This window comes from Occultella kanbiaonis, from assembly GCF_009708215.1.
Taxonomy (GTDB): domain Bacteria; phylum Actinomycetota; class Actinomycetes; order Actinomycetales; family Beutenbergiaceae; genus Occultella; species Occultella kanbiaonis.
The window spans coordinates 78957-102121 of sequence record NZ_CP046175.1; the positions used below are offsets into that span (position 1 = coordinate 78957).

Annotated in this window: 19 protein-coding genes; 9 read left to right on the forward strand and 10 right to left on the reverse strand. The window is 69.9% G+C overall.

Going from position 1 to position 23165, the window contains the following annotated elements:
* Positions 1–132: 132 nt before the first annotated feature.
* Together GKS42_RS00345 and GKS42_RS00350 are read left to right on the forward strand one after the other, a co-directional pair.
* The gene (locus GKS42_RS00345; RefSeq protein WP_210769275.1) at positions 133–1737 is read left to right on the forward strand and encodes an FAD-dependent oxidoreductase; all 1605 of its coding nucleotides are present in this window, start codon (positions 133–135) and stop codon (positions 1735–1737) included.
* 26 nt (positions 1738–1763) lie between these two features.
* Positions 1764–3239, forward strand: a complete 1476-nt coding sequence (locus GKS42_RS00350) for a GH1 family beta-glucosidase (RefSeq protein ID WP_210769372.1) — start codon at positions 1764–1766, stop codon at positions 3237–3239.
* On the opposite strand, the gene GKS42_RS26145 is transcribed toward GKS42_RS00350, so the two are convergent.
* The 5 genes from GKS42_RS26145 to GKS42_RS00370 all read right to left on the reverse strand — a co-directional run bounded on the left by GKS42_RS26145 (position 3223) and on the right by GKS42_RS00370 (position 7064).
* A complete protein-coding gene (locus GKS42_RS26145) occupies positions 3223–3735 on the reverse strand; it encodes an aldose epimerase family protein (protein WP_210769276.1) in 513 nt (170 codons plus the stop codon). The genes GKS42_RS00350 and GKS42_RS26145 overlap by 17 nt on opposite strands.
* A complete protein-coding gene (locus GKS42_RS26150) occupies positions 3669–4052 on the reverse strand; it encodes a hypothetical protein (protein ID WP_210769277.1) in 384 nt (127 codons plus the stop codon). The genes GKS42_RS26145 and GKS42_RS26150 overlap by 67 nt, the downstream gene beginning before the upstream one ends.
* A gap of 14 nt (positions 4053–4066) precedes the next feature.
* The gene (locus GKS42_RS00360; RefSeq protein WP_154792026.1) at positions 4067–5347 is read right to left on the reverse strand and encodes an enolase C-terminal domain-like protein; all 1281 of its coding nucleotides are present in this window, start codon (positions 5345–5347) and stop codon (positions 4067–4069) included.
* 42 nt (positions 5348–5389) lie between these two features.
* Entirely contained in the window at positions 5390–6280 is an 891-nt protein-coding gene (locus tag GKS42_RS00365; RefSeq protein ID WP_154792027.1) for an NAD-dependent epimerase/dehydratase family protein, read from the reverse strand.
* A 73-nt stretch (positions 6281–6353) separates the two neighbouring features.
* Positions 6354–7064 (reverse strand): aspartate/glutamate racemase family protein, encoded by a 711-nt coding sequence (locus tag GKS42_RS00370; RefSeq protein ID WP_154792028.1) that lies wholly within the window; start codon positions 7062–7064, stop codon positions 6354–6356.
* Between the two features lie 236 nt (positions 7065–7300).
* On the opposite strand from GKS42_RS00370, the gene GKS42_RS00375 reads away from it, so the two are divergent.
* The 5 genes from GKS42_RS00375 (at position 7301) to nrdF (ending at position 15682) form a co-directional block, all read left to right on the forward strand.
* On the forward strand, positions 7301–11074 hold the full coding sequence (locus GKS42_RS00375; protein ID WP_154792029.1) for a metallophosphoesterase family protein: 3774 nt from the start codon (positions 7301–7303) through the stop codon (positions 11072–11074).
* Positions 11075–11686: 612 nt separating this feature from the next.
* A complete protein-coding gene (nrdH, locus tag GKS42_RS00380) occupies positions 11687–11950 on the forward strand; it encodes a glutaredoxin-like protein NrdH (RefSeq protein WP_154792030.1) in 264 nt (87 codons plus the stop codon).
* A gap of 90 nt (positions 11951–12040) precedes the next feature.
* Positions 12041–12442, forward strand: a complete 402-nt coding sequence (gene nrdI, locus GKS42_RS00385) for a class Ib ribonucleoside-diphosphate reductase assembly flavoprotein NrdI (protein ID WP_154796462.1) — start codon at positions 12041–12043, stop codon at positions 12440–12442.
* A gap of 5 nt (positions 12443–12447) precedes the next feature.
* Positions 12448–14583: a class 1b ribonucleoside-diphosphate reductase subunit alpha gene (nrdE, locus tag GKS42_RS00390; protein ID WP_154792031.1), complete on the forward strand. Its 2136-nt coding sequence runs from the start codon at positions 12448–12450 to the stop codon at positions 14581–14583.
* Positions 14584–14707: 124 nt separating this feature from the next.
* Complete coding sequence (gene nrdF / locus GKS42_RS00395; protein ID WP_154792032.1) at positions 14708–15682, forward strand: class 1b ribonucleoside-diphosphate reductase subunit beta; 975 nt, start codon at positions 14708–14710, stop codon at positions 15680–15682.
* A 140-nt stretch (positions 15683–15822) separates the two neighbouring features.
* On the opposite strand, the gene GKS42_RS00400 is transcribed toward nrdF, so the two are convergent.
* Positions 15823–16473 carry a hypothetical protein gene (locus tag GKS42_RS00400; protein ID WP_154792033.1) on the reverse strand — a complete coding sequence of 217 codons (651 nt, stop codon included), beginning with the start codon at positions 16471–16473 and terminating at the stop codon, positions 15823–15825.
* A gap of 530 nt (positions 16474–17003) precedes the next feature.
* Between GKS42_RS00400 and GKS42_RS00405 the strand changes: the two genes are divergently transcribed.
* Positions 17004–18482 (forward strand): FAD-dependent monooxygenase, encoded by a 1479-nt coding sequence (locus tag GKS42_RS00405; RefSeq protein WP_154792034.1) that lies wholly within the window; start codon positions 17004–17006, stop codon positions 18480–18482.
* A gap of 59 nt (positions 18483–18541) precedes the next feature.
* Complete coding sequence (locus GKS42_RS00410; protein ID WP_154792035.1) at positions 18542–19243, forward strand: phosphotransferase; 702 nt, start codon at positions 18542–18544, stop codon at positions 19241–19243.
* A 28-nt stretch (positions 19244–19271) separates the two neighbouring features.
* On the opposite strand, the gene GKS42_RS00415 is transcribed toward GKS42_RS00410, so the two are convergent.
* The 4 genes from GKS42_RS00415 to GKS42_RS00430 all read right to left on the reverse strand — a co-directional run bounded on the left by GKS42_RS00415 (position 19272) and on the right by GKS42_RS00430 (position 23141).
* Entirely contained in the window at positions 19272–19805 is a 534-nt protein-coding gene (locus tag GKS42_RS00415) for an NUDIX domain-containing protein (RefSeq protein ID WP_168217679.1), read from the reverse strand.
* A 36-nt stretch (positions 19806–19841) separates the two neighbouring features.
* Positions 19842–21311 carry a malate dehydrogenase (quinone) gene (gene mqo / locus GKS42_RS00420; protein WP_154792037.1) on the reverse strand — a complete coding sequence of 490 codons (1470 nt, stop codon included), beginning with the start codon at positions 21309–21311 and terminating at the stop codon, positions 19842–19844.
* Between the two features lie 116 nt (positions 21312–21427).
* Complete coding sequence (locus GKS42_RS00425) at positions 21428–21658, reverse strand: PLD nuclease N-terminal domain-containing protein (RefSeq protein ID WP_154792038.1); 231 nt, start codon at positions 21656–21658, stop codon at positions 21428–21430.
* Between the two features lie 28 nt (positions 21659–21686).
* Positions 21687–23141, reverse strand: a complete 1455-nt coding sequence (locus GKS42_RS00430; RefSeq protein ID WP_154792039.1) for a Na+/H+ antiporter NhaC family protein — start codon at positions 23139–23141, stop codon at positions 21687–21689.
* Between the last annotated feature and the right edge of the window lie 24 nt (positions 23142–23165).

Below are 23165 nucleotides of genomic sequence, written 5' to 3' on the forward strand. Positions count from 1 at the left end.
GCGCCCGTCGATCCGAGTACAAACTGTAGCAAACAACCCTAGAATTCTCCGAAAATGTTCGTGTAGCCTTCCAGGAAGATGTCTTCGGCTGGACCGGAGCATGGCACAGGTCTCACATGGGAGTGGTGGATCGTGGAGTTGCAGGCAGACATCGCCGTCATCGGCGGCGGCATGGGCGGGGTCTCGGCGGCCCTGGCGGCCCTCGAGGCCGGCCGTCGCGTAGTGCTCACGGAACAGACCCGGTGGCTGGGCGGCCAGCTGACCAGCCAGCTGGTTCCGACCGATGAGCACCGGTACATCGAGGACGACGGCGCGAACCGCTCCTACCGCCGGCTGCGCGACGGTCTCCGCGACCACTACCGCCGGAACTTCCCGCTCACCGATGCGGCGCGGGCGGACCCCCACTTGAACCCGGGCCACGCCTGGGTCAGCCCGGTCAGCGTCGATCCGCGAGTGGCGGTCGCGGTCATCGACGACCTGCTCATGCCGTACCTGGCCGCGGACCGCCTCGTGGTCCTGCGCGAGACCGTGCCGGTCTCGGTCGCCACCGACGGTGACCAGGTCACCTCGGTCCGGGTACGTACCGCAACAGGGGACGAGATCGACATCGCCGCCGCGTATGTCCTCGACGCCACCGAGCTCGGCGACCTGCTTCCGCTGGCCGGGGTCGAGCACGTCTCGGGGCGGGAGTCGCAGGAGCAGACCGGGGAGCCGGGCGCCTGGCCGACGGCGGACCCGACCGACATGCAGGGCGTGAGCTGGTGCTTCGCGATCGACCACCTCGAGGGCGAGGATCACACGATCGACCGCCCGGACGACTATGCCCACTGGCGTGACCTGCGCCCACCACAGCTGGACGGGCGCAGGATCCTCAGCTTCGGCGAGCCGGTCACCCCCGACGGCGAGCCCGGACGCGTCTACACCCTGAACCCGAACCCCGTCGACGACGTCATCGACCTCGATCACCGCAACATGGACCTGGCCCCGGAGCTGTGGAACTACCGCCGGATCGCGGTGCGCCGGTTCTTCACCCCCGGCTTCTTCCGCAGCGACGTGGTCGTGGTCAACTGGCCGATGAACGACTACGTCGGCGGACCGCTCTTCGGTGTCCCGGACGCCGAGCACCACTGGCACCAGGCCAAGGCCCTGAGCAGGTCGCTCGTGTACTGGCTGCAGACCGACGCACCCCGCCCGGACGGCGGCACCGGCTGGCCCGGGATGCGGCTGCGCGCCGACGTCGCCGGGACCGAGGACGGCTTCGCCATGTACCCCTACATCCGGGAGTCCCGCCGGATCCTCGCGCTGAAGACGATCGTCGAGCAGGAGCTCTCCACGGCTTACCGCGGCGACGGCGGGGCCGAGCGCTACCCGGACTCGGTCGGCACCGGCCACTACTACTGGATCGACCGCCACCACACCACTGGCGACGGCCGGGGCGCCGGCGGCACCCCGCACCCGTTCGAGATCCCGCTCCGGGCGCTGATCCCCCGCCGGCTGCGCAACCTGCTGCCCGCCGCGAAGAACATCGGGACCACGCAGATCACCAACGGCGCCTACCGGCTGCACCCGGTCGAGTGGAGCATCGGCGAGGCGGTCGGGACGCTCGCCGCCTACTGCCTGGCGAACGGTACCGAGCCACACGCCGTCGTCGCGGCACCCGGCTCGGTCGAAGACTTCCAGCGCGTGCTCACCGCGCGCGGCGTGCAACTGCGCTGGGCGGAGGACAAGCGGTGGTGAGAACGGCCGCGACCGTCGGCCCGGCCGTGGTCGGCGCCGTCCCGGCCGGGCCCGAACCGGGCGCCGACCACCGGCGCACGGGCGACGTGTTCGGGCCGGACTTCGTACTCGGCGCGGCCACTGCCGCCTATCAGATCGAGGGCGCGGCGGACGCCGACGGCCGCGGTCGCTCGATCTGGGACACCTACAGCCACACACCCGGTCGGATCGCGAACGGCGACACCGGTGACGTCGCGGCCGATCACTACCATCGCCTCGGCCAGGACCTCGACCTGATGGCATCCCTGAACCTGGACGCGTACCGGTTCTCGATCTCCTGGCCGCGGATCCAGGCCGATGGCACCGGCCCGGCGAACCCGCGCGGGGTCGACTTCTACTCGCGGCTCGTCGACGGGCTGCTGGAGCGTGGCATCGCCCCGGTCGCGACGCTGTACCACTGGGACCTCCCGCAGGCCCTCGAGGACACCGGCGGCTGGCCGAACCGGGACGTCGCGGCTCAGTTCGCCGACTACGCGGCCCTGATGGCGGACGCCCTCGGCGACCGGGTGCCCACCTGGACCACCCTGAACGAGCCGTGGGCCGCCGCCTACCTCGGGTACGCCTCCGGCGTGATGGCGCCCGGGCGCGCGAACGGTGCCGAGGCGCTCGCCGCCGTCCACCACCTGAACCTGGCCCACGGCCTGGCCGCCACCGTCCTACGGGAGCGGACCGCGCCGTCGACCATCATCTCCGTGACGCTCAACCTGCACGCCGCGCGCGACGGTGGACCCGGCGGCCCGGAGGCGGTGGAGCGCGTCGACGCGATCGCGAACGGGGCGTTCCTCGGCCCGATGCTGCGCGGTGCCTACCCGGAGCGGCTCCTCGCGGACACGGCGCACCTGACCGATTGGTCCTTCGTGCGCGACGGTGACGCCGCGCTGATACACGTCCCGATCGACGTGCTCGGCGTCAACTACTACTCGACGGTCACGGTGCGCAGCTGGGACGGCCGGGGTGAGCGGGTGACGGCCGACGGCCACAAGCCGTCGGCGGCCTCGCCGTGGGTCGGCTCCGACGAGGTCGTCGAGTTCCTGCCGCAGCCGGGCCCGACCACGGCTATGGGTTGGAACATCGCACCCGAGGCGCTCGAGCAGGTGCTCGTGAACCTGGCTGAGGCGTTCCCCGCGCTGCCGCTGATGGTCACCGAGAGCGGCGCCGCGTTCACCGATGTCGTCACGCCCGACGGCGCGGTGCACGACGACGCCCGGCGGGACTATCTGCACCGGCACCTGGTCGCATGCGCCCGGGCCCGCGAGCGGGGTGCCGACGTGCGCGGCTACTTCGTGTGGTCCCTGCTCGACAACTTCGAGTGGGCACACGGGTACGACAAGCGGTTCGGCATCGTGCACGTGGACTACGAGACCCAGCGCCGAACCCCGAAGGACTCGGCGCTGTGGTTCGCAGCGCTCGCCAGGGACCGGGTGCTCGGCGCGCCCGGACCCGGGCTCAGAAGTCGTAGCTGACCGACCACCGGTCGGACTGGCCGGCGCCGAGGGTCCGCTCGAAGAACGGCTCGAACGAGAACGTCTCGTGGTTGCCCCAGACCGGCAGGAACGTCGGCGCGTAGCTCGTCGTCGCGGTGACCAGCCCGAGGGCCGGATGCCGCTGCGTGAACGTGGCCCGCTCCTGGGCCCGCACACCGAGCGCGGCGTAGTGGCCCTCGTGCCCGGGAGCGAGCGCCCGTCGTCGGATGAAACCGTTCGGCGCGAGGTCGTAGCCGTCGTTGTCCGGCATCTCGATCGGCAGGCTCGTGCGCAGCAGTTCGTCCCCGGACGGCTGCGGATAGAAGGGGTGCGGGAACCAGGAGACCGGGAGCAACCGCTGACCGTGGTTGTGGATCTCGGTCTCGGAGTGCAGGGTCCGGTTCTCCAGCGTCACGGTCCGCACGAGGGTCAGTTCGAAACCCTGGAAGGCGTGCTCGGTGCGGTAGGTGATGGCGCCACCGCCGGGCGTGGCCACCTGCTCGGTCTCCAGGAGCAGAACTCGAGCACCTCGCGCCGTTCGAGATCGCAGGTCCCGACGCCGATCACGAGCGAGGTGGTGCCGGTGCTCGCCGGGTCCCGCAACGGCGCGAGGTTGAACGCGTCGGGGATGCCCTGCCCGTCGAACCAGTTGAACTCGTGCGGATAGGTGGGCCCGGTCAGCAGCGGGCCATGCCGGCTGTCGTGGATCTGGAAGACGTAGCCGCCGGTGCAGTACCGCGGCCCGAACCTGGCTCGGTCCGCGACCGGGTCCAGGAGTTCGACGGTCAGTTCGGCGTTGGTCAGGGTGTGCATGGAATCCGGTCCGCTCATGGTGCGTACAGCGCGCCGTCCAGCCCGCGCACGCCGAGGGCCCACTCGTCGTGCCGGGACAGGCCCGCGGGATAGCGGGCGGCCGCCTCCTCGTCGATGTCGATGCCCCAGCCGGGTGCCACGTTCGGACGCAGGTACCCGGCCTCGGCCCGCAGCGTGCCGGGGAACACCTCGTGCACGGGCTCGGAGTAGTGGTGGTACTCCTGGATCCCGAACGCGGCGCTGGTCACGTCCACCGCGACGTTCGCGGCCGCGCCCACCGGGGACACGTCGCCGGGGGAGTGCCACGCCGTCTGGACGCCGTGGAACTCGGCCAGCGTCGCGAGCTTGCGGGCCGGCGTCAGACCACCGATGGCGGTGATGTGGCAGCGGATCAGGTCCACGCCGCCGTCGGTGATCAGTCGGGCGGCGTCGGTCAGCGAGGTGCACAGCTCGCCGACCGCGATCGGCACCGGGGACGCGGCCCGGACGGCGGGGAGGTCGTCGAAGAACTCCGGCGCCAGGACGTCCTCGAGGAAGAACAGCCGGTACGGCTCCAGCGCGCGGGCCAGCAGCACCGCCTGCTTCGGGGTCAGCCGGGAGTGCACGTCGTGGAGCAGGTTGACCTCGTCGCCGAGCTCGGCGCGGGCGCGCGCAAACAGTTCCGGCGTGGTGCGCAGGTAGTGCTGCACATCCCAGCCGTCCTCGTTCGGCTGGCCAGGGTAGGCGGCCTCGGAGCCGGTGCTGCCGTAGCCGCCGCGTCCGGGCTGGGAGACCTGCAGCCGCACATGCCGCCAGCCGGAGTCCATCCAGGTGCGGGCGGAGGCGAGCGTGGCGTCGATGTCGCCACCGGAGGCGTGCGCATAGGTGGGCACGGCGGCGCGCACCCGGCCGCCGAGGAGCGCGTGGACCGGCAGCCCGGCGCGCTTGCCGGCGATGTCCCAGAGCGCCATGTCCAGGCCCGAGATCGCGTTGTTGCCGACCGGGCCCTCGCGCCAGTACGAGGAGAACTTCACGGCCCGGACGATGTCCTCGATGTCCTCGGGGTGGCGCCCGACCACGAGCCGGGCGACGTGCTCGTCGACATAGGTGGCCACGGCCCGCCACCGCTGGGTGAAGGTCGCGCAGCCGAGGCCGTAGATCTGCGGGTCGGTGGTGTCCACGCGGACGACCACGAGCGGGATCCCCTCGGGCGCCGTGACGATCGCGCGCACCGCGGTGATGCGCAGGTCGTCAGGGGCGGGCCAGGGCGGGGTGACGGTCGGAAAGGCGGGCTCGACGGTTGGGTCGACAGGCATGGAGCTGGTTCACGTCCTCGTGGTGGTGGGTGGGTGGTTCGGTCAGTCCGACTCGAGGTCGACGACGTGTTCGGCGTTGAACCCGAGCAGGTCCTGCGCCGGGCGCAGGTCGATCGGAACGTCCCGGCCGGGGATCGGCCGGCGTCGCGGCACGCCCGGCCAGTACCGGTCGAGCGCTGCCTCGGTGGGTTCGGCGAGGTAGGTGGTGGGCGCGGCCACATGTACGGCGAACGCGCCCCGACGGCGAGGGCTGAGGGCGGCGAGTGCGGCGCGGGCGGCGTCGCGCACCTCGAGGTAGCTCCACCCGTCCGCGGCCACGGCGGCCGGGTTCGCCCGCCCGTTCGCGATGCCGCCGAGGAGCCTGTCCCCGAGGCCCGGCTCCTCCCCGAGCCCGCCGGTCATCGGGTACCGCAGCGCGATCACGTCCATGCCGTATGCGCGATGCATGGCGCGGGCGATCTCCTCGTCGACGCGCTTGGACAACGAGTACGGGTCGGCGGCCGCGGTGGGCATCTCGACCTCGAGCGGGAAGTACGCGGGTGCGACCGGCACCGGGCTGTAGAGCACCCCGAGCGCGTTGATGCTGCTCGCGATGGCGGCACGCCGCACGCCGGCCCGGCCGGCGGCGTCGAGCACGGTGAACGTGGCGGCCGTGTTGCCGCCGAACACCGCATCCGCGGTGCCCAGGTGTGGCGCCGCAAGGGCGGCAAGATGTACGACGGCGTCCGCGCCGTCGAGCGCGTCCCGCACCCGGTCGCGGTCGGTCGCCGTGCCGAGCACCACCCGGTCGGCGTCAAGGTCGCCGGGGTCGTCGAGGACCAGGGCGGTGGACGCGATGCCCGCACGCCGCAGCGCCCAGAGCACCCCGCGTCCGATCGTGCCGGCGGCCCCGGTGACGAGGACATGGCGCGGCGGCTGGGCTGTCGGGGGCACGGGGTCAAGTCTGCCGAGCCGCCGGTGCGCCCGGGTGCAGACACGCGGAGGACGGGCCTGCGATCACGGTCGGTCAGCCGGCGCCGCCGAGGGAGGCGGTCACCGCCGCCTCCACATGCAGGCGAGTGGTCGGGAACACCGGGATCGGACTGTCCTCGGCGTGGATCAGCAGCTCGATCTCGGTGCACCCCAGGATCACGCCCTGCGCGCCGGCCGCGGCCAGGCGGTGGATCACGCCGCGATAGGTGGCGCGCGAGGACGGCCGCACGTCGCCGAGGCAGAGCTCGTCGTAGATGATCCGGTGCACCTCGGCCCGGTCGTCCGCGGCCGGGACGAGCACGGTGAGGTCGTGCGCGGCGAGCCGGTCCCGGTAGAAGTCCTGCTCCATGGTGAACGCGGTGCCGAGCAGACCGACCGTGTGCAGGCCCTCGCGGGCCACCGCCGCGGCGGTGGTGTCGGCCAGGTGCAGCAGCGGGATGTCGATCGCGGCCTCGATCCGGTCGGCCACCTTGTGCATCGTGTTCGTGCAGATCAGCAGCAGTTCGGCACCGGCGGCCTGCAGACCCACCGCGGCCCGGGCGAGCAGGTCACCGGCCTCGCTCCAGCGTCCGGCGACCTGTAGCTCCTCGATCTCGGCGAAGTCGACCGAGGCCATCACGATGCGCGCCGAGTGAAACCCGCCCAGTCGCTCCCGGACCAGTTCGTTGGCGAGCCGGTAGTACTCGGCACTGGACTCCCAGCTCATCCCGCCGAGCATCCCGATCACTCGTGGTGTGGTGGCCATGGTCGAACCCTAACGACGGTGTGCCGTGGCCCGTCCGCGGCGTCGACGCACGGCCCGCCGGCCGAACTCGTTCGATCTTCAACTGGGCGCCGATCCGTTGACGGCGCTTCGCGCGCAGGTCGGACGCAGTTCACCCGGCACCGACAGGCTGGGTACCCGGGCGATGACGTCCGCCCCGGCCGACGTGAAGGCGGGGACTCCACGACGATCCGGGGGAACGGAACGTGCGCAGCAGCATGCGAGAACGTAGCGGGAGATCAAGGCGCGCGAGCGCCGTCGCGTTGGTGACCGGGGCCGGGCTGGTGGCGTCCGGCCTGCTGGCACCGGGCGCGCTGGCCGATACCGAGGACGGGGCACCGGTCCTGCTGCCCGAACAGGGCAGCTACCTGCACGGCGACGCTGCGGTCACCGCCGAGCCGGTCGCGGCCGGTGACTCGGTGACCGCGCTGCGGCTCGACGGCGAGGACCTCACCGCCGACGTGACGACCGGCACGGCCACTCTTCTGTTCGACGTGGGCACGAACTCGATCGAGGCGCGGTTCGGCAACTCGGTGGTCGTCAACGGCAACGTCATCGGGCTGACCGAACGCGACTACGTCGACGAGCGGGTCGCGCTGCCGGTCCCGAACGACTACCTCACCGACGGCACCAACACCGTCGAGTTCGTCACCGGCTCCGTGCCCGCCGACTGCGGGGACAACTTCGACGACTTCGACATCTCGAACCTCGCCGTCGAGTTCCTCGACGGCACGGCGGACGGATCCGCCAACGAGTACGCCTACCTGATGGGCGACGGCAGCTGCGGCTCGAACACCTCCCGCCTGCTCGAGGTCGCGCTGACCTTCGAGCTCGACGGCACGCCCGGCGCGACCACCGGTCTGGCCACCACCCTGGACACCACCGTGCTGACGGACGGCACGCACACCCTCGAGGCGGTCACCGCCGCCGGGGTGAGCACGTCCCACTCCGTCGTCGTGAACAACGGTGACCCCGGTGCGCCGACGATCATCCCCGTGGACGGCGCCCTCCTGAACGGGCCGCAGACGTTCCTCGCCGCGCCAACGGACGCCGCGGACCCCGTCGCGGAACTCACCCTCGACGACGAACCGCTGCCCGCGGTCCCCACGCTCGGCGCCGACACCTCGGCGTTCGTGTTCACCGTCGGCACGAACTCGATCGAGGCCCGCTACGGCAACTCCGTCGTCGTCAACGGCCTGCCCATCCTGCTCGGCGACCACGTCAGCGAGACCGTACGCGTGGACGTGCCCAACTCCTACCTGCTCGCGGGCGAGAACACCATCGAGGTGGTCACCGGAACCTTCGTCACGTCCTGCGGCGCCAACCGCGACGACTTCGTGGTCTCGGACCTGGGCCTGGAGGTGTCCCAGGGCACCGCCGTCGGGCAGGACATCGCAGCCTCCTACGACATGGGCGACGGCAACTGCGGCGACAACACCACCAAGCCCCGCGAGATCAGCCTCACCTTCGTCGTCGACGCCCAGACCTCCGGCCTGCGCGCGGACGTCGACACCGCAGGCCTGACGGACGGCGAGCACACGCTCACCGCGGTCAGCGCGTCCGGCGCGACCTCGCGCCGCACCATCAGCACCGACAACACCGGACCCGCCCTGACCGGCAGCAGCCCCGCCGACGGTGCCGAGATCGGCTCCCCGGTGCCCCTCGCCGTCGACCTGGAGGACCTCTCCGGCGTGCTCGGCGAGCCCACCCTCACCCTCGACGGCGCGGAGGTGGCCCCGGGCACGTCCATCGGGCCGGGCCTGACCGCCGGTGAGCACGTCATCACCGTCACCGCCGAGGACGTGCTCGGCAACACGTCCACGCACGAGATCGCGTTCGTGGCGCTCGGCGTGCCGTCCGTGCCGACCGACCTCAGCCCGGCCGACGGCGCCGTGGTCACCACCGACACGGTGGACCTGTCCGCGGTCGTCGCCGAACCCGACGGCGGTGAGGTCACCGCGACGTTCAACCGGGCCGGGGCCGACGGTGCGACCGTCGCCTACCAGGGCGAGTCCGACACGGTGCCGACCACGCTCGACATCGAGGGCGCCGAGGAAGTGCCGGTCGACGCACTGAACCTCGGTGACGGCCTGACCCTCGACTCCCCGTCCGGCGCGGCGGTGGTCTACCAGCGGTACGACATCGCCACCGCGTCCGACCTCGACGGTTCGACCGTCTCGTGGCAGGGCACGCTCGACCCGCAACGACTCGCCTCCCTGTACGTGTGGGACGTCCGGACCGGTGCGTGGATGCTCGCCGACAGCGCCCGCGGTGTGTTCGACGGCGTCACCGCGCTCTCGGCCCCGGTCGCGGCCGATCACCTCGACGCGGGCCTGGTGCACGTCCTCGTGACCGGCACCGACCCGTTCGCCGACGACATCGAGCCGGGGGACCCGGCCTCCTTCGCCGACCGTGACGACTACGACTTCTCGCTGGCGCACTTCACCGACACCCAGTACCTGACCGAAGGGGCCGTGGAGCAGGAGAGCGAGCAGGAGCGAGCCGTCTGGGAGCAGGCCTACACCGACGTCACCCAGTGGATCGCCGACAACGCCGACGAGCGGGGCATCGCCTATGCCGCGCACACCGGGGACATCATCGAGAACTACACCCAGAACAACGACGACCCGGCCTACATCGCCAACGCCCGCGCCGAGTACGAGGTGTCCTCCGCCGCCCAGCGGATCCTCGACGACGCCGGTGTCCCGAACGGGGTGCTGGCCGGCAACCACGACAACGGCACCGGCACCGACGACGGCCCGGGCGCGCTCTTCAACGACTACTACGGACCGGAGCGGTACGAGGCGCTCTCCGGCACCTGGGACAACGCCGCCCACGGGGCGCCCTGGCGCGACGGCGACAACCAGAACCACTACGACCTGTTCACAGCCGGCGGCCTCGACTTCGTCGCGGTCTACCTCTCCTACGGCGTGACGAACGAGGAGGCGGCCTGGGCGAACGAGATCCTCGCGCAGTACGCCGACCGCAACGCGATCCTGCTCGCCCACGACTACCTGCGCCCGAGCGTGAACCCGGACGGGCGTGACGCCGGGTTCTCCAGCCGGGACGGCGCCCTGCTCTACAACCGGGTCGTCACCGTGAACCCGAACGTGTTCCTGGTCCTCGGCGGCCACGAGCACGGCGTCGGCACGAACGTGCGCACCGACGTCGGCGCGGACGGCAACGGGGTGGTGGAGATGCTCGCCGACTACCAGTTCTACGAGGTCACCGCCGAGCGTGCCGGCCTCGTGGACATCGGCGGCTACGACCCGCAGCAGGGTCTGCGGTTCGGCGCCAGCTTCTTCCGGCTGCTGCAGTTCGATGTGGACCGCTCCGAGATGATCGTGGACACGTACTCCCCGTGGCTGGACGACTTCGGCGCCACCGAGTTCGACACCGACGCCCGCTACAACGGGCTCGAGGACAACATGGTGTTGCCGGTCGACCTGTCCAGCCGGGCCACCAGCTTCGCGACGGACGGGGTGGCGCTGTTCACCCCGACGTCCGAGGTGATCGGCGCCGCCACCGTCCCCTCGGGCACGGCGGCCACCGTCACCTGGGCGGACCTGGAGCCGAACCAGACCTACGCCTGGTTCGTCGAGACCACCAGCGCCGCGGGCGGGGTGACCCTGTCCGACACGCGGGTGTTCACCACCGAGTTCGAGGCGCCGGGCGAGATCGTCCCGGTGCCGCGGGAGGCACTCGTGCCGGGCAACCGTGGCTCGCTCGACCTGCCGCCCTCGGCGCGGGCCGGCGGGAGCCTCACCGTGAATGTCGGCGCCGAGTACGCCGGCACCGAGGTCGGTACGTTCCTGTACTCGACCCCGCTCGGTGACGCGACCGGACTGGGCACCACCGTGGTGGCCGAGGACGGCACCGTCACGATCACCCTGCCGGCCGACGCCCGGGCCCGGGCCCGGCTCGCGGTGCTCGCCGCTGACGAGGTCATCCTCGGCTGGGACGACCTGACGGTGATCCCCACGCGGGGCTGACGCACCGCCACGCGGTGCGCCTGGCGCGCATCCCGCCGACGGCCCCCGGGACACCTCACGGTGACCGGGGGCCGTCGGCGTCCGTGCGAACCGGGCGGTGCCGCACCCACAGGCCCACTCGGTCGGATCCGGTCGGATCCGGTCGGTCCGTGCGGACCCGTTCCGCGCGCCTCGACGACCAATGTCGGTGGTCGGGTCGAGACTGGTGTCGTGACCAGAAGGTGCTCCAGGTGCCGGTCCGCGGTTGTGGATCCGTGGACGGACGGTGCACGAGCCGGTGGATTCACGGACCGTCGATCGGGCTCCGCCACGGCCCCGGCTGTGGACAACCCGGCCGCACCGACGCCGTCGGCCGGTTACCCACAGGTCGGCCCACAGGCGGTACACAGAACGGCCGCGGAAGTCCACAGCGACACGCCGCCAGCTGTGGAAGACACGCCCGCGACACGACGCGCCGACACAATCCCTAGGGGTTCGCGCGGATCGTCACCACTAGGTGTAGTGTCTATGGAACGGGCAGCGGTAGTTGCCCCGACGAATGACATGAAGGTAGTTACACGGCGGTAGTCCAGGGGGACGCACCACCGACACCACACCGAAGGGATCCCCGCCATGACCATCACCGTCTTCAGCAAGCCGGCCTGCGTGCAGTGCGACGCGACGTACCGAGCCCTCAAGAAGCAGGGCCTCGAGTACACGGTGGTGGACATCACCGAGGACGCGCAGGCCCTGGAGTCGGTGAAGGCGCTCGGCTACCAGCAGGCACCCGTGGTGTTCGCCGGTGGCGACCACTGGTCGGGCTTCCGTCCGGACAAGATCAAGGCGCTCGCGGCCGTGGCCGCGGGAGCGGCCGAACCGGCCGCCGTGCTCGCCTGAGCACCACCGCACACCGCCGGCGACGGGACCGCTGAAGTCCCGCCGTCGGCCATGAGTCATAGGCGTCTGACGACCGAGGGCGTGATCATCGTGACCGGCATCGTGTACTTCTCCTCCGTCTCGGAGAACACGCGCCGTTTCGTGGACCGGCTCGAGCTGCCGGCGGAGCGCATCCCGCTCCGGGCGCACGAACCGGCGCTGAGGGTGAAGGCGCCCTACGTGCTGTTCGTGCCAACGTACGGCGGCGGGAACGGGCGGGGCGCCGTGCCGAAGCAGGTGATCCGCTTCCTCAACGACGAGGAGAACCGGTCGCTGATCCGCGGGGTGGTGGCCGCGGGCAACACGAACTTCGGCTCCGCCTACTGCATCGCCGGGGACATCGTGGCGCGCAAGTGCCAGGTGCCCCACCTCTACAACTTCGAACTACTGGGAACCGCTGAGGACGTGCATCGCGTCCGTGAGGGATTGGGACAGTTTTGGCTGCAACGCTGACGACAATGACAGAGACCACGACGAGTGAGCCGGCGATGGACTACCACGCGCTGAATGCCATGCTCAACCTCTACGGCCCGGACGGCGAGATCCAGTTCGACAAGGACCGGGAGGCGGCGCGGGAGTACTTCCTGCAGCACGTCAACCAGAACACGGTCTTCTTCCACAACCTCAAGGAGAAGCTCGAGTACCTGGTCGAGAACGGGTACTACGAGGCCGAGGTCCTGGAGAAGTACTCCTTCGAGTTCCTGCAGACGATCTTCGACCACGCCTACGGCAAGAAGTTCCGGTTCCAGACGTTCCTGGGCGCGTTCAAGTACTACACGTCGTACACGCTGAAGACCTTCGACGGGAAGCGCTACCTGGAGCGGTTCGAGGACCGCGTGGTCATGGTGGCGCTCACCCTGGCCGACGGCGACGAGACGTTCGCCACCCGGATGGTGGACGAGATCGTCTCCGGGCGGTTCCAGCCGGCCACCCCCACGTTCCTCAACTCCGGCAAGAAGCAGCGCGGTGAGGCCGTGTCCTGCTTCCTGCTGCGCATCGAGGACAACATGGAGTCGATCGCTCGGGCGATCAACTCCGCGCTGCAGTTGTCCAAGCGTGGCGGCGGCGTGGCCCTGCTGCTGTCCAACATCCGTGAGCACGGCGCCCCGATCAAGAAGATCGAGAACCAGTCCTCCGGCGTGATCCCGGTGATGAAGCTCCTCGAGGACTCCTTCTCCTACGCCAACCAGCTCGGCGCCCGCCAGGGTGCGGGCGCCGTGTACCTGCACGCCCACCACCCGGACATCCTGCGCTTCCTGGATACCAAGCGGGAGAACGCGGACGAGAAGATCCGCATCAAGACGCTCTCGCTCGGTGTGGTGATCCCGGACATCACGTTCGAGCTGGCCCGCAAGAACGAGGACATGTACCTGTTCTCCCCCTACGACGTGGAGCGCGTGTACGGCGTGCCGTTCGCGGAGATCAACGTCTCCGAGAAGTACCACGAGATGGTCGACGACGGCCGGATCAAGAAGAAGAAGATCAAGGCGCGCGACTTCTTCCAGGTCCTCGCGGAGATCCAGTTCGAGTCGGGCTACCCGTACATCATGTTCGAGGACACGGTGAACAAGGCGAACCCGATCAAGGGCAAGATCACCCACTCGAACCTGTGCTCGGAGATCCTGCAGGTCTCCACCGCCTCGACGTACAACGAGGACCTCTCCTACGACCACGTGGGCAAGGACATCTCCTGCAACCTCGGCTCCCTGAACATCGCCGCCACCATGGACTCCCCGAACTTCGGGGCCACCGTTGGCACCGCGATCCGGGCCCTGACCGCCGTGTCCGACCAGACCCACATCTGGTCGGTGCCCTCGATCGAGCAGGGCAACAACGACTCGCACGCGATCGGCCTCGGCCAGATGAACCTGCACGGCTACCTCGCCCGGGAGCGGATCTTCTACGGGTCCGAGGAGGGCATCGACTTCACGAACATCTACTTCTACACGGTGCTGTTCCACGCCCTCACGGAGTCGAACAAGCTCAGCATCGAGCGGGGGTCGAAGTTCAAGGGCTTCGACGACTCGAAGTACGCCAGCGGGGAGTACTTCGACAAGTACCTCACCCAGACCTGGGAGCCGGCCACCGAGCGGGTCCGCACCCTGTTCGCCGACGCGGGTGTGCACATCCCGACCCAGGAGGACTGGGCGGCGCTGAAGGCGTCCGTGCAGGAGCACGGAATCTACAACCAGAACCTGCAAGCGGTGCCGCCCACCGGTTCGATCTCCTACATCAACAACTCGACCTCCTCGATCCACCCGGTGGCCTCGAAGATCGAGATCCGCAAGGAGGGCAAGATCGGGCGCGTCTACTACCCGGCGCCCTACCTGAGCAACGACAACGTCGAGTACTTCGAGGACGCCTATGAGATCGGCTACGAGAAGATCATCGACACCTACGCCGCGGCCACCCAGCACGTGGACCAGGGCCTGTCGCTGACGCTGTTCTTCAAGGACACCGTCACCACCCGGGACCTGAACAAGGCGCAGATCTACGCCTGGCGCAAGGGCATCAAGACGCTCTACTACATCCGGCTGCGCCAGCTGGCCCTGACCGGCACCGAGGTCGAGGGCTGCGTGTCCTGCATGCTGTGAACCTCCGGCCGGTCTCCTGACCGGTTCCGGATCAGATCCCCCTCCCGGCGCGTGATTCGCTCCGCGCCGGGAGGGGCCCCCATTTCTCCCCTCCCAGAACCACCCCGCGCAAGGAGCAGCACCCGTGTCCGAGAAGCTCAAGTTGGTCAGTCGCGTCACGGCCATCAACTGGAACAGAATCCAGGACGACAAGGACCTCGAGGTCTGGGATCGTCTCACCGGCAACTTCTGGCTGCCCGAGAAGGTCCCGCTGTCCAACGACATCCAGTCCTGGCACACGCTCACCGCGGACGAGCAGCTCATGACCACCCGGGTGTTCACCGGCCTGACCATGCTGGACACGATCCAGGGCACCGTCGGTGCCGTGAGCCTCATCCCGGACGCGGTCACCCCGCACGAGGAGGCCGTCTACACGAACATCGCGTTCATGGAGTCGGTGCACGCGAAGTCCTACTCCTCGATCTTCTCCACCCTGATCTCCACCGCGGAGATCGATGACGCGTTCCGCTGGTCGGAGGAGAACGAGAACCTCCAGCGCAAGGCCGACATCGTGCTGAACTACTACCGCGGTGATGACCCGGAGAAGCGCAAGGTCGCCTCCACCATGCTGGAGTCGTTCCTGTTCTACTCGGGCTTCTACGCACCGATGTACTGGTCCAGCCGGGCGAAGCTGACGAACACCGCGGACCTGATCCGGCTGATCATCCGGGACGAGGCCGTGCACGGGTACTACATCGGCTACAAGTTCCAGAAGGCCCTGGAGAAGGCGTCGCCCGAGCGCCGCCAGGAGCTCAAGGACTACACGTTCGAGCTGCTCTTCGAGCTGTACGAGAACGAGGAGCAGTACACCGAGGATCTCTACGACCCGCTCGGCCTGACCGAGGACGTCAAGGCGTTCCTGCGGTACAACGCGAACAAGGCGCTGATGAACCTCGGCTACGAGGGCCTGTTCCCGAAGGACCAGACGGCCGTGAACCCGGCGATCCTGTCCGCACTGTCCCCGAACGCGGACGAGAACCACGACTTCTTCTCCGGCTCCGGGTCCTCCTACGTGATCGGCAAGGCCGTGAACACCGAGGACGAGGACTGGGAGTTCTGAGTCGACGGTGACGTGACGTCGAGCCCCGTGGCGTCCATGACGGGTTGGTGTAGGGAGCGACCAGGGACATCGCCCTCGCGGAGGCGATCGAACTCCCGCGCGGACCGGATGATCCTAGGTGATCGCCTTCCGCTCGTTGATCAGGTCGCGCAACCGTGTGATGTCGGCGGCCAAGCGAGATCAAGGTCCTGACGCGGGAGCCCGAAGATCTGCTCTGGGTCCGTCAACGCGCCCACCTCGGCCATCCGGCGGCCGTATTCGATCAGGATCCGCCGCACCACAGGTCGTGCCATCGCAGTATTGAAGTGGGTGTCCTCACGGAACTGCGTGTAGTCACGGCCGCGGCCCAGTTGCCGTTCGACGAGGTGGCGAACGGAACCGATTCGGAGGGCAGCACGCAGGAAGAGCCGCCGCTCTACGTTCGCCACGCCGACCTGTTCCGGCTGGATGTCCGCCGAGTCGATCATGCCCTTCAACAAGGCGAAGACGGTTGAGGGTGAGTCCCCCCAGCCGGGCAGGCTGGCGTGGAGGTCCAGTGCTTCACGGTGCCCGTACGCGGCCAGGAACTGGTGGAAGGACACCAGGAACCTCCGTCCGGCGGGTATATCGGCAAAGTGGCTCACCCGAACCGGTCGCCGCGTCTCGCTGAACAGCTGCGCCAACGTACGATCGGACCGCGCACGGCGAGCCAGATCAGCCAATGCTCGGTCGGTCTCTGTTGTCTTGGTCTCGGTGCCTGCGGCCAAGGTAGCGAACTCCTCGTGCAGGCCCAGCAGGCCAAGGGTGATCATGAACTTCGCCGAGGCAGTCGCCCACGGGCCATGAAGCGAGGCCGAACCTCCATCATCACCGCATCGAGCAGCCCTGGAGCATCCTGCAAGACAGGCACCAGGTCGGCGTACGCCACCTGCCGCAGATCCAGTTCCAGGGCCGTCTCGCACGTTGGCAAAGAACTGACGCGTGCGCGGGTCGCTCAGCAGGGCCTGGGTACTGCAGTCATCGCCCAGGATCACGCTCTTGATCAGCCGGACCGGGGTGCGAGGGTCCGATGTGCATGATCGGTGATGTAACCCGGGCCGGAAATCCAGATGCCTCCGCCAGAACGAGATGGGCCAGATGGGTCGAGCAGCCGTTGCATGCCAGCTCCATACCGTACCGTATGGTACGATGCTGACATCGCACGTCGGGGAACGGCGACGCCGGCCGCCGACGTCATCCCCGCCGTGCTCGGCATGGCGCTCGAGGGAGACCGGATCCAAGCCGCGACGTCCCCTCTCAGGGCGGTAGACGCATCCACCGAACACGAAGCAGGTCGATCACCATGAACACGCTCATCGTCGGCGCCGGCCCCACGGGCATGGTCGCCGCACTCGCCCTCACCATGAGCGGGGTGCGGGTGCGGATCATCGACAAGCGCTACCAGGCCCGCAGCAGTTCGCGCGCGCTCGGGCTGCAGGCCCGCTCGATGGAGGTGCTGGCCGGCCTCGGCGTCGCGCAGCAGGTCGAGCAGGTGGCATACCGTCTGCGCGGTGCGAGCATCATGCGCGGCGACACTGAACTGGTCGACCTGCGCTGGGTGCCGCCGGAGAGCAGGTACCCGCACACCTATGTGCTGCCGCAGACGGGTGCCGAGGAGATCCTACGCGGGCGGCTGCAGGAGTTCGACGTGGCCATAGAACGCGGTGTCGAGCTGGCCGGGCTGTCGCAGCACGAGCGCGGCGTCGAGGCTCGTCTCGCTGACGGCGCCGTCATCGAGGCCCACTGGGTCATCGGCGCCGACGGCGCAAGCAGCCGCGTGCGTGAGGCGGCCGGCATCGCCTTCCCCGAGCGCGCCACCGGCGAGACCTACTACCTGGCCGACGTCCTGCTCGACCTCGACCTGGAGCTGGGCGACAGCGCCATGTGGCTTGGGCCTGAGGGGCCGCTCATGCTCATGCGACTGCCGGGGGACGGGCGACTTTGGCGGCTCTTCGTCGACGTCACCGACGCCGCCCAGCGGGGCGAGTTGCCCGAGCTGAACGAGAAGGTTCTCGCTGAGATGCTCGCCGATCGCGGCCCCACCGGCGTCCGCATCGCGGCCCTGCAGTGGACCTCCGTGTTCCGCACCCGCCTGGGACTGGCCGACGCCTACCGCACCGGCCGCGTTTTCCTCGCCGGCGATGCCGCGCACGTATTCCCGCCCTTCGGCGGCCAGGGCATGAACCTCGGCATTCAGGACGCAGTGAACCTGGCATGGCGGCTGGCAGCCGTCGCGCGCGGGGCCGAGCCCGTGCTGCTCGACGGTTACGAGCGCGAGCGGCGACCGGTTGCGGCCGCAACGATCAAGGACGTCGACGCCCGACGGCGGATGTACGCCATGCGGAATCCCATCGCGCGGGCGGCCCGTGACCTGCTGCTGCGCGCCGGCGGCAGGAGCGGACGTGCCGCGAGGCTGGGCAGCCTGCAGAACTCGCAGCTGGCTACGACCTATCGCGACCGAGTCGATGGCGGTGAGCGCGGACCGGAGCCGCGGCCCGGGGATCGGGCGCCCGACGGTCGCTTCGCGGGTGCCTCGGTGCACGAGCTGTTCGGAGCCGGCCACGCCACCGTGCTCGCGTTCGAGCCCGAGGCCGTCGGCGAGACGGTCAGCAAGGAGCCCAGTCTCTGGATCGCCACCGTACCCGGCCGCAACGGCGACCTGCGTGAGCGCTACGGCATCCCCGACGGCGAGCGCGGCTATGTGCTCGTGCGACCCGACGGCCACGTGGCCGAGCGGGGCGACGAACCCGCAGCGGCGCGGCTGGCGATCGAGGCTCAGTAGCACCTCCAGTCCGGATCGGGGTCGTTGCGCAGCGGTGAGAACTTCGATGTCATAGGGCCGTGAACGCAGACGGGGCCGAGCCGCCGGGTGTGCTGATCGGCCGTGGCCGGACGGCGGACGTGTTCGCGCTCGACGACGGCACCGTGCTGCGCCGCTACCGGGACGGCCAGAACGCCGAACCGGAGCTGGCGGTGCTCGGTCACCTCACCGGTCAGGGCTTCCCGGTCCCGCTGGTCCACTCGGCGAACGGCGGCGACCTGGTGATGGAGCGACTGCACGGGCCGACCATGCTCGGCGCCCTCGGCGCGGGTGAGGTGGACCTTGAGACGGCCATGACCGTGCTGGCCGACCTGCACCGCTCGCTGCGCGGGGTGCGCCCGCCGCCGGATGCCCGGGCGGCCGCCGGTCACGGGCTCATCCACCTGGACCTGCACCCGGACAACGTCATCATGGAGCCCGGCCGCGGCCCGGTCCTGATCGACTGGAACAACGTCGAGATCGGGCCCGGTGACCTGGACGTCGCGACGACCGCGGTGATCATGGCCGAGGTGGCCGTGAACCCCGACGGAGCCGACACCGTCGGCGCGTTGCACGACGAACTGGCCCGCGCCGTCGGGCTGTTCCTCGCCGCAGCCGGCGGCGACCCCCTCACCCACCTGGACGAGGCGGTGCGCCGGCGGGTCGGGAACGTGACCCTCTCCGAGGACGAGCGGCGCGCGGTCGTCCGCGCCGGCGACCTGGTCGCCGAGCTCGCGCGGTAGGGCGCCCGGTGCGGGACTCGGGGTTCGCTCAGCCCAGCAGCCGGCGGCTGATCGCATCGCGCAGGACGTCGGCGTGCAGCACGTCGTGCGTCTCGAGCTCGGCGACCGCCGTGTCCGGGTCGAGTTCGTTGACGGCGACGATGTGCTCGCCGTCCGCCGGGTCGGTGGGTGGTCCCGTCACCTCGACCTGCCCGACGGCGTAGGCCCAGTAGGCGTGCGGGTGCGGCTGGTCCGGCCGGTAGGGGTGGGGCCGTCGGCTGGTCGCCGCGTGGGCGGCGAACGTGACCGGCTCGGTCCGGAACACGGCACCGGCCTCCTCGAGGAGTTCCCGCCCCGCCAGTTCGGGCACCGACTCGCCCGGCTCGCGGGTGCCACCGGGCAGGAACCGCCAGCCCTCGATGCTGTGGCAGACCAACACGCGTCCGGCAGGGGTGATCGCGACCAGGTGCAACCGGGTGATGAGTTCCTCGGGCGGAGCCCCCCACCGGTACTGGATGTCCGCACCCGCGTACGGCACGAACCGAGGGGTGGCGAGCCGTGCCTGCCAGTCGGGATCGGTCACGGCGACGAGTATCGCAGGGCGCCCCGGGCGCCGGCCCTAGGCGCCTGCCAGTCCCAGGGTCTCGGCGGTGGCGCGCCGGATCTCCAGGGCCCAGTCGTCGTCGGTGTTCATCGACCGTCCGAGGGAGGGCACCAGCTCGCGCAGCGGTCCCGTCCAACCGTCGTACCGGTCGCCGAACGCCTCCTGCAGCAGCCGGATCATGACCGGAACCGCGGTCGAGGCGCCGGGTGAGGCACCGAGCAGCCCGGCGAGGTTGTTCCCGGGGGAGATCACGAGCTCGGTGCCGAACTGCAGGCCTCCTCGCCCGGTGGCGTCCCGGCCGATCACCTGGACCCGCTTGCCGGCGTCGATCATCTCCCAGTCGGCGTCGACGGCGCTGGGCATGAGGCCCCGCAGGGCCAGCATCTGCTTGTCGTGGGAGGCGGTGATCTCACGGATCAGGTACTTGAGGAGATCGAAGTTGTCCTTGGCCACGGTGAGCATCGGCCCGATGTTGCCGGGACGGATGCTCCGGAACAGGTCGAGGCGGGACCCGGACTTGAGGAACCGTGGGTCCCATCCGGCGAACGGACCGAAGAGCAGCGAGTCCTCGCCGTCCACGGTGCGGTGGTCCAGGTGCGGGGCGCCGAGCCCGGGCACCCCCTTCTCGGCCTTGCCATAGGCCTTCACGGGGTGGCTCGCGACGACCTCGGGAGTGCGGGTCCGCAGGAACTTCCCGCTCACCGGGAAGCCGCCGTAGCCGCTCGCCTCGGGGATCCCCGATCGCTGCAGGAGCCGCAGCGAGCCGCCGCCCGCACCGACGAACACGAACCGGGCCGGCGTGGTGGCGATCCCGGTCCGGGTGCGGTGCGTGATCATCCAGCCGTCGCCGTCGCGGCGCAGGTCGGTGACCCGGCTCCGCAGGTTCAGCTTCGCGCCGCGCGCGTCCAGGGCGTCGATGAGTGCGCGGGCCAGCGCGCCGTAGTCGACGTCGGTTCCGGACGCCTCGTAGGTCGCAGCGACGGGTTCACCCGGCGCCCTGCCGTCCACGAGTGCCCGGGACCACTCCCCGATCTGTGCCGGGTCGTCACTGAACTGCAGGTTCGCGAACAGCGGCTCCGTCCGGAGCGCGTCGTGCCACTGCCGCAGGTAGGCCACGTTCTCCGCGCCGGTCACGAACGCCAGGTGCGGTGTCGGGTTCACGAAACCCGGCGCAGCCGGGAGGATGCCGCGGGTGATGAGCGCGGACCAGAGCTGGCGGGTGACGTGGAACTGCTCGTTGATCGCGATGGACTTCGACACATCGATGCCACCACCCGGCAGCGGGGTCGCGTAGTCGAGCTCGCAGAAGCCGGCGTGGCCGGTGCCGGCGTTGTGCCAGGCGTTCGAGCTCTCCTGGGCCGCCCCGTCGAGGGACTCGAAGATCTCGATCGACCAGTCCGGCTCGAGGTGCTGGATCAGCGTGCCAAGTGTCGCGCTCATGATGCCGGCGCCGATCAGTGCGACGTCCGTGGTGCCTGAACCCATGGACGCAGCCTACGGACAAGCGCGGGGGTGGCCAGGATCCGGTCGACCCGTGGACAGCGGTCGGCGCGTCCTCGTGGCTCGTGCCGCCGGCGCGTTCCCGACGAGCGGGAGTCGGCTCAACGCTTGCGGCCGAAGGCGAAGTAGCTGATCGGGCCGACGAAGTTCACGAAACTCGCCGCCACCCAGGCGCCCTTGGGGCCGCGGACCTGATCCGCGGGCCGTCGCTTCAGGTCGACGAGTGCGGCCACGAGCAGGCCGATCTCCACCGCGGCGACACCGATGAGCGCTGCCTGCTGCCCCGTGGAGAGGTCCGTCCACCGCATCTTGTGCTGATCGTCTGGGTCCATTGCACCAGGTTACGACCGTTGGCTCGCTTCAGACCGACACCGGCTGGGCGGCGTCCTCGCGCTGCCGCACCGCGACGCCGTCGGGCCCTTCGAAGCGCCGTCCCCAGCCGGTGGCCACCGCAACGATCAGCACGAGCGTGAGCACCAACGGGTAGAACGTGGCTCCGAACAGCTGCACGGTCGACAGCGCCGGTGCCTGCTCGTGACCGCCGGTGAGGAGCGCACCGATGAACAGGAACGCGCTGAACACCGGGACCACGCAGGACACGCCCATCGCGAAGCAGTCCATCACGTTCGTGCGCCGGTACGGGTGGAGCTGCTGACGCGCCCCGATCTCGTCGGCGATCGGCCCGAAGGCGAGCATGGAGGCCGAGTTCACCCCGCCGAAGAGCACCGTCGTGGCGCTCACGCCGAGGCCGATCGCGGTCTCGGCGCCACGCGGGGTGCCGGCCAGCCGCCCCCGGGCGAGCGCGTCGACAATCCGGCTCAGCACGCCGCCGGCACGGAGCACGCCCATGATCCCGAACACGGAGATCACCAGGCAGACGGTGGGCAGCAACGACGCGACTCCGGTCACCAGGTAACCGGTGGGGGCGCCGTCGACGACCCCGAGCACACCGGACAATTCCAGGAGCCCGGAGAGCAGCGCGGTCGCCGTCCCCAGGATCAGTCCGACCGTCACGGCCAGGAAGATGTTCCGGGTGTAGAACGACACGGCGAGCAGCACGGCGATCGGGATCAGCATGAGCAGGCCGCGTGCGTCCGACGCCTCGGCGAGGTCGGCGCTGTCCACCGGACCTGCGCCGGTGCCCCCGAAGACCAGATAGGCGACGGCGCTGACGCCCGCGGCCACCAGCGCGTACCGGGCGCGGCTCGTGACGACTCCGCCGATGTCCGCGGCGCCGTCCTTGCGGCGGAAGCGCTGCGTGGAGGCGGAGATGATCGTGGTGTCGGAGATCGGCGCGAGGTTGTCGCCGAAGATCGCGCCGGAGACGATCGCGCCGGCCAGCAGCGTCGGGTCGGCGCCGAGGAGCACGCCTGCCGGGTAGAAGATCGGGAACGCGGTGAACATGGTGCCGATGGAGGACCCGGTGGCCATGGCGATCAGACAGCAGGCCAGGAACGTGAACAAGGTCAGCGCGGCACCGCTCAGACCGGCCTGGTCGGCGATCCAGACGAAGCCGCCCGAGACGTTCGAGTCCTTGATCAGCTGGCCGAGCATGCCGACCATGAACAGCACCATGACGATCGAGACCGCCGTCGGGGTCCCGATCCCGGCCATGACGGCGTCCCAGTACTTGCCGTAGTTGCGGGCCAGGAGCGCACCGATCAGGAGCGCGATGAAGCCGCCCGTCGCCAGCGCGGTCATGTCGAACGCGTCGAGCACCACGAAGTAGAGAACGCAGAAGATCAGGAAGATCGCCACGGGCACGAATGCCATCATCCAGCCGCCGCGGAACGTCAGTTCCGGCTCGTCATTCATCGATTCGACCTCGTACCTCGCCGT

Excerpts from the sequence above, each read along its gene's own strand:
- GKS42_RS26150 (WP_210769277.1), bottom strand. The coding sequence starts at position 4,052 with ATGCACACCCTGACCAACGCCGAACTGACCGTCGAACTCCTGGACCCG.
- GKS42_RS00360 (WP_154792026.1), bottom strand. The coding sequence starts at position 5,347 with ATGCCTGTCGACCCAACCGTCGAGCCCGCCTTTCCGACCGTCACCCCG.
- GKS42_RS00370 (WP_154792028.1), bottom strand. The coding sequence starts at position 7,064 with ATGGCCACCACACCACGAGTGATCGGGATGCTCGGCGGGATGAGCTGG.
- GKS42_RS00375 (WP_154792029.1), top strand. The coding sequence starts at position 7,301 with ATGCGAGAACGTAGCGGGAGATCAAGGCGCGCGAGCGCCGTCGCGTTG.
- nrdH (WP_154792030.1), top strand. The coding sequence starts at position 11,687 with ATGACCATCACCGTCTTCAGCAAGCCGGCCTGCGTGCAGTGCGACGCG.
- nrdE (WP_154792031.1), top strand. The coding sequence starts at position 12,448 with ATGACAGAGACCACGACGAGTGAGCCGGCGATGGACTACCACGCGCTG.
- GKS42_RS00400 (WP_154792033.1), bottom strand. The coding sequence starts at position 16,473 with ATGATCACCCTTGGCCTGCTGGGCCTGCACGAGGAGTTCGCTACCTTG.
- GKS42_RS00405 (WP_154792034.1), top strand. The coding sequence starts at position 17,004 with ATGAACACGCTCATCGTCGGCGCCGGCCCCACGGGCATGGTCGCCGCA.
- mqo (WP_154792037.1), bottom strand. The coding sequence starts at position 21,311 with ATGGGTTCAGGCACCACGGACGTCGCACTGATCGGCGCCGGCATCATG.
- GKS42_RS00425 (WP_154792038.1), bottom strand. The coding sequence starts at position 21,658 with ATGGACCCAGACGATCAGCACAAGATGCGGTGGACGGACCTCTCCACG.
- GKS42_RS00430 (WP_154792039.1), bottom strand. The coding sequence starts at position 23,141 with ATGAATGACGAGCCGGAACTGACGTTCCGCGGCGGCTGGATGATGGCA.